The following is a 5,339-nucleotide window of genomic DNA, read 5'->3' as shown; positions in this document are numbered from 1 at the left end:
CGGTATCCGGCATAGCTGATTTTCGTCATCCGCTTGGCTAACGGGCTGCCGAGAGTGCCGCAAGCCGGAGGCTGCGTGACAATGCCTCTTGGAGCATTGTGGTCTCCCCGATTGGCCATGACCCGGTGCGGTAGATCTTGGCGCGGAATCCTTCGGCCTCGGAGCGGACGACCCCCCGGGCGGACGCCGGTGCCGGAGGTCAAGGAGGAAAACGATCGCCGCGCCGCTCGACCAGGTTCGACTTGATCGACGCGGCGTCAACGCTCGGCGCCGCCCATTCGATCGGTACCGATCCGCTCGCCTGAAGGGCCCCTTGCGTCGGCGAGGGCCGACAAGATCCATACGAGGTCGGGCGTTGTCCACAAAAGACTCGCACGGCGGAGGAGGCGGACAGCCGCAGCGCAGTCGCCGGCGGCAAGACGATGAAGGCCGGCCCCTGCGAGCGTGGCGCCCTGCTCAGAGACGCGCCGGACGGTCGAGAGCTCCGCCCGGCAGCGCCGGCACGAGTCATTGCCGTCTAGCCGAGCGCGGCAGATCGGGCATTGTTCCAACACTCCGGCAGCCATGGCGTGCCTTCACGGATCAGGTTTCGAGATAGAACATGAGATCATCGAGTCGCCGCACGGCGACCGCTAGTCCGGCCGCGTCGCCAGCCGCCCGGCAGTCTTCGATGGTCTCGATCAGATCCACGATTTCCGTGCGGTCCTCCGCGACCGCGCTGTCGAGTTTCCCGCGCGCTTTGGCGAGTAGAGCCACCACGTTCGGGTCGGCGGCCACGGTCCCCTCGGCGTCCGTGGCCGCCGCGTCCTCTTCGCCGTCGGCGCCGAACAGTCGATCGATGTGCTGACGCGCCTCCTGGATCTCCTCCTCGTCGTAACGTGACATCGCCTTGTCGATGGTGATGCGCCGCTCGAGCCCGGTCGCCTTCTCCTGGGCGGACACGTACAGGATGCCGTCGCGGTCCAGCGTGAGGTCGAGAACGATGATATTGCCGGCCGGCGCGTCGGCGAGGTCCTCGACGCGGAACTCGCCGATTTTGACGTTTTCCAGAGCGTCTTCGCTCTCGCCCTGATAGATGCGGACCTCGACGACCTTCTGATTGTCGGTGACGGTTCGGAACGCCTCGCTCTTGCGCACCGGAATCGGCGTGTTCTTGGGGATGATAGGGACGAAGCGGTAGGGATAGAAGCCGCCGTCCAGGTAGTCGAGCGCGCTCGTGCCGAACGTGTAAGGGGTCACGTCGACCAACACGGCCGATACCTTCTCGCCGGCTATCGCGGCGCCCTGGATGGCGGCTCCCATCGCGACGCACAGGTCGGGATCGACCTCTCCGCGGGCCGGCCGGCCGAACACTTCGTTGAGCCGGTTGCGGATCAGCGGGGTGCGGGTCGCGCCGCCCACCAGCAGGATCTCCTCGACCTGCGACGCGGTCAGGCCGGCAGATTCGAGCGCGATGTGGATCGCGCTCAGCGTCTCTTCGATGAACGGCGCGATCATCTCCTCATACTCGGTGCGGGCGAGTTCCAGAGCGAGATGAATCGGTTTGCCGTCGACCTCGGCGAGGTATTCCTCCTCGATGCGCGCAAACGGATGATCGGAGAGACGCCTCTTGACGCTTTCGGCGGCGCGATGGATGCGCGCCATCGCCTGCGGATTGGCGCTCACGTCCGCTTTGTGCTCGATCTTGAGATGATCGAGCACGCGCTCGATCATCTTGTGGTCGAAGTCGTCGCCGCCGAGATGATTGTTGCCATGGCTGGCGATCACCTCGACCACGCCCTCTTCGATGCGCACGACCGAGACGTCGAAGGTTCCGCCGCCGAGATCGTAGACCAGCACCCGTTTGCCCTGCCGCTGCGCGGCCTCGTAGACCAGCGCCGCCGCGGTCGGCTCGTTGATGATGCGGACCACCTCGAGCCCGGCGATCTCGCCGGCCTCGCGGGTCGCCTGCCGCTGCGCGTCGGAGAAGAACGCGGGCACGGTGATCACGGCCTTGCGCACCGGCGCCCCCAACCGCCCCTCGGCGATCTCCTTGAGACGGCGCAGGATCATCGCCGAGATGTCCTGCGGCGTGTAGTCTCGGCCGCCCAGCGAGACCTTGCGGTCGCTGCCCATCAGCCGCTTGATCGAGCGCACCGTGCGTTCGGGATGGAGGATGTATTGATTGCTCGCCGCCTCGCCGACCAGCAGGGCGCCGTCCTGATCGAGCCCGACGACGGAGGGTAGGATCAGACGTCCGCCGGCATCCGCCAGCACCTGCGGACGGCCGTCGCGATAGACCGCCACCTCGGAATTGGTGGTGCCGAGATCGATCCCGACAATCAGCTCGCTCATTCGACAACTCCTCGACCGGAATGATCTTTGGCGCCGGCGCGCTTGGCGACGATCACCTCCGCTGCCCGCAGCAATTCGCCGTCCCACTCGAAGCCGGTGCGAGATTCGGCGATCACCGACCCCTCCGCCGCGGACGGATCGTCCCTCGTCGCCACCACCCGCGCGACAGCCGGCGCAAACGGGCGACCGACGGTAACGATCGGGGTGACGCGGCGGTCCGCCAGCACGCGATCTAGCCGCCGAAGCGTCATCTCCATGCCTTCCCGCCAGGGATCGGGCACGGCGGCGGTCCGCTGCCATCGCGCCCACCACGGCCGCGCTCGTTTCGGCGGATCGGCCGCGAGCCCGGCGGCGAGACGATCCCTGATGTCGATTATGTCGATGAGCAGCGGTCGCAGGACCGTGCGAGACTGCTCGCGGGCGCGTTCGTGCGCTTGCCTGAGCTCCCGGTCAAGCGCGGCGTTGCCCGATTGCAACGTGTCGAATACGGCGCGGAACTGGTCGAGCGCGTCCTTGACGATGCGCGACTGCGCGCGCACCTCATTGCGCGCGGCGGCGATCTCCACGAACACCGAAAACAGGTCCCGCGCCTCTTCGTCCGCCACCTCGCGCGCGCCATCGCTCGCCATTCGCTTCGCGGTCGCGGTCTCGGCGACGTCGGTCTCCGGCGCTTCCGGGGCGTCGAGCTCGTCCAGATAGGCGGTGAGCCGCTCGAGCAGGCTTTCCTTGATGGCCGGATCCATGGCGTCCTTCCTGCCGATTACGCCAAGCCTTCGGCGCGCGAGGTCTCTTCCCAGCGCGCCATCGCCTGCTCGATCCCCTCGACGAGCAGCGCCGTGACCTGCGCCTGCGAAACCTGACCGATCCGACGCGCTTCCGGCGGCGGCAGGCAGGACGCCTCGAGCCGCATCAGCGCGCCGCCGTGGGGCGCGAGCAGCTTGGCCGCGAGCCGCTGCCGCTCGGTGTGCAGAGCCTCGAAGGCGGCGCGATAGGTCTGAAAGCGCTCCGGCTCGCGATCAGGCGGAAAGTTCCGCACCAACGCGAGGTAGCGCCGCTTGATTTCGTCGTCGCCGGCGTCATCGTCGACCCCGAGAATGGAAAATGGATCGGTCGCCATAGACTCTCCGTGCGGCGCACTCAGAACGTCGGCGGTTTTTCGCCGACGGCGGCGAGGACTACGGTTCTCGCCACCAATTCCAGGATCAGGCGCGGCGCTCCGGCGCCGAGCGGCAATTTTTCGAGCCGGTCCGCGAGGGCGTCGACCGCGCCATCCTGTCCGCGCGACTTGAGAAGTCTCTTCACCTCCTGCGGAGACGTGGAGTCCATGAAACTCCCGAGGAGACGCTCCAGGAGATCGACACTGCGCGCCTCCTCGTCCGCCTCGCGCCGCCGCGCCCGCCGCTTCGAGTGTGCGTCGTCGCTCGTGCCATCGAGATAACGGTCGATGCGGCTGCGGCCGAGCCGATCCTCGGCGATCGCGCGCGAGTGACCCATCTCCTCGATGACATCCTCCTCCACTGCGTGCATGCGCGCCGGATCGTTCCTCGTGCGGGCGACGATCTCATAGAAGCGCCAGAAGTGTTCGTTCGGCTCGCGCCGCTTGCCGGCGACGGCGAATTCGCCGAGCACGTCGTAGAGCTGGGCGCGCAGGATCGCGTCGGCGACTGAATGGAACTCCGCGACAGACAGCGCAGTTTGCGTCGCCTTTCTGAGCCAGTTGCCGAACTTCCAGCAGAGTTCGCCGGTCGCCTTGTGATCGGTCCGAACCTCTTCCTCGGAGAGAAGAGCGGCGATCGCAACGATTTCCCGCTTCGCGGCGACCCGTTGCAGGACGAGACGGAGTTCATTGTCGATCGGCGCCACGTGGCGACTTCGCGGCGGCGTCATCATCGCATCCTGCAGCGCAGCGCGGAACCAGCCGACCGCGCCCCCGCCAGCCAGACCCACCCCCTCGTGAAGGCGCGCCTCGGCTAGCGGGTCCAGCCCGCCGCGCAAGCCGACGAGGGCCTGGTTGATCCTCAGATCGGCGTTCGGCGCGTCGGCGCGTTCCCATTCGCCGGCCGAGACGAGCTCCTTCCAGGCGAGGTCGGGACGCTTCGATCGCATCTGCTTGCGAGCGTGCGAGATCTGCAGGTCGATCATGCGCCGGCGCGCCGTCCGGTTGATGGGATCGACGGCCAGAAGCTGTTTCGCGAACCCCGCCGCCTTCTTGTACGCCTTGCGGGCGGCGGCCGACTCGATCGCCTGCAGCAGTGCGGCGCTCTCGGTCGGGAAGCGTTGCGCCGCCTCGTCGGCGAGGACGTGCCACTCCTTGTCGTCGCCGTCCTCGCGATACCGCTTGATGAGTTGCAGCACGGCCGGAAGATAGTCTGGATCGCAGTCGAGGCCCTTGCGCAAATAGGACACGACCGGATCGGTGAAGCTTCGGTCGCCCACGATCATCGGCTCTTTGCCGGCCAACTCCGCGAGATGACGAAAGATGACCCCGGCCGCCAGCTTGCCTTCGCGCGACCTGTCGTTCGTGTAGTGCTCCGCTGCGGCACGCCAGTGCGTCTCGGCGCGCTTCCAATCCTGCTTCGCCTCGGCCCCGAGGGCGAAGATGCGGGTCTTCTCGGCCTCCGCCAGTTTCCCGAAGGTCTTCTCGAACAGTGGGATGCTGTCGGGGATCTGCGGCAGCAGGTTGAAGCAGGCCCCGCGGACGTCGACGGCGGGCAGCGACGCCGCCTGCCTGGTTAGCAGGGAGAACAACGCTCTCGGCCCGGTGCGGTCGGCCTCGATGAGACGCGCCAGCATCGGCATCGTCGGCGCTGACCCGCCGAGCCTGCCGATTGCGAAGGCCCGTTGCGCTGCGCTCGCCCGGGAAAGCCGGCCGACGACCTCGGCCGGTTCTCCCGGCAGCGCCGCCTCGGCGGCGAGGCGCAGGGGCCCGAAGGGAGAGTCGGACGGCACGCCGTTGAGCAGCCGGCGGGCTTTGACCGGATCGTCGGTCAAGAGGCCCTTGATGA

Annotated in this window: 4 protein-coding genes; all 4 read right to left on the bottom strand. The window is 67.5% G+C overall.

Annotated features, from left to right (window positions below):
- Nucleotides 1-582: 582 nt before the first annotated feature.
- Nucleotides 583-2,334 carry an Hsp70 family protein gene (locus ACLP25_RS00285; protein ID WP_442467252.1) on the bottom strand — a complete coding sequence of 584 codons (1,752 nt, stop codon included), beginning with the start codon at nt 2,332-2,334 and terminating at the stop codon, nt 583-585.
- On the bottom strand, nt 2,331-3,077 hold the full coding sequence (locus tag ACLP25_RS00280; protein ID WP_442467251.1) for a nucleotide exchange factor GrpE: 747 nt from the start codon (nt 3,075-3,077) through the stop codon (nt 2,331-2,333). Before ACLP25_RS00280 ends, ACLP25_RS00285 begins: the two co-directional genes overlap by 4 nt.
- Before the next feature lie 17 nt (nt 3,078-3,094).
- Nucleotides 3,095-3,451 carry a DnaJ domain-containing protein gene (locus ACLP25_RS00275; protein WP_442467250.1) on the bottom strand — a complete coding sequence of 119 codons (357 nt, stop codon included), beginning with the start codon at nt 3,449-3,451 and terminating at the stop codon, nt 3,095-3,097.
- 20 nt (nt 3,452-3,471) lie between these two features.
- Nucleotides 3,472-5,339, bottom strand: a 1,868-nt coding sequence (locus ACLP25_RS00270; protein ID WP_442467249.1) for a hypothetical protein, incomplete at its 5' end; no start/stop codon positions are given.

This window comes from Roseiarcus sp. (assembly GCF_052145395.1).
Lineage (GTDB): Bacteria > Pseudomonadota > Alphaproteobacteria > Rhizobiales > Beijerinckiaceae > Roseiarcus.
The sequence above is the reverse complement of the archived record's forward strand: the minus strand, read 5'-3'. Positions and strand labels throughout refer to the sequence as shown.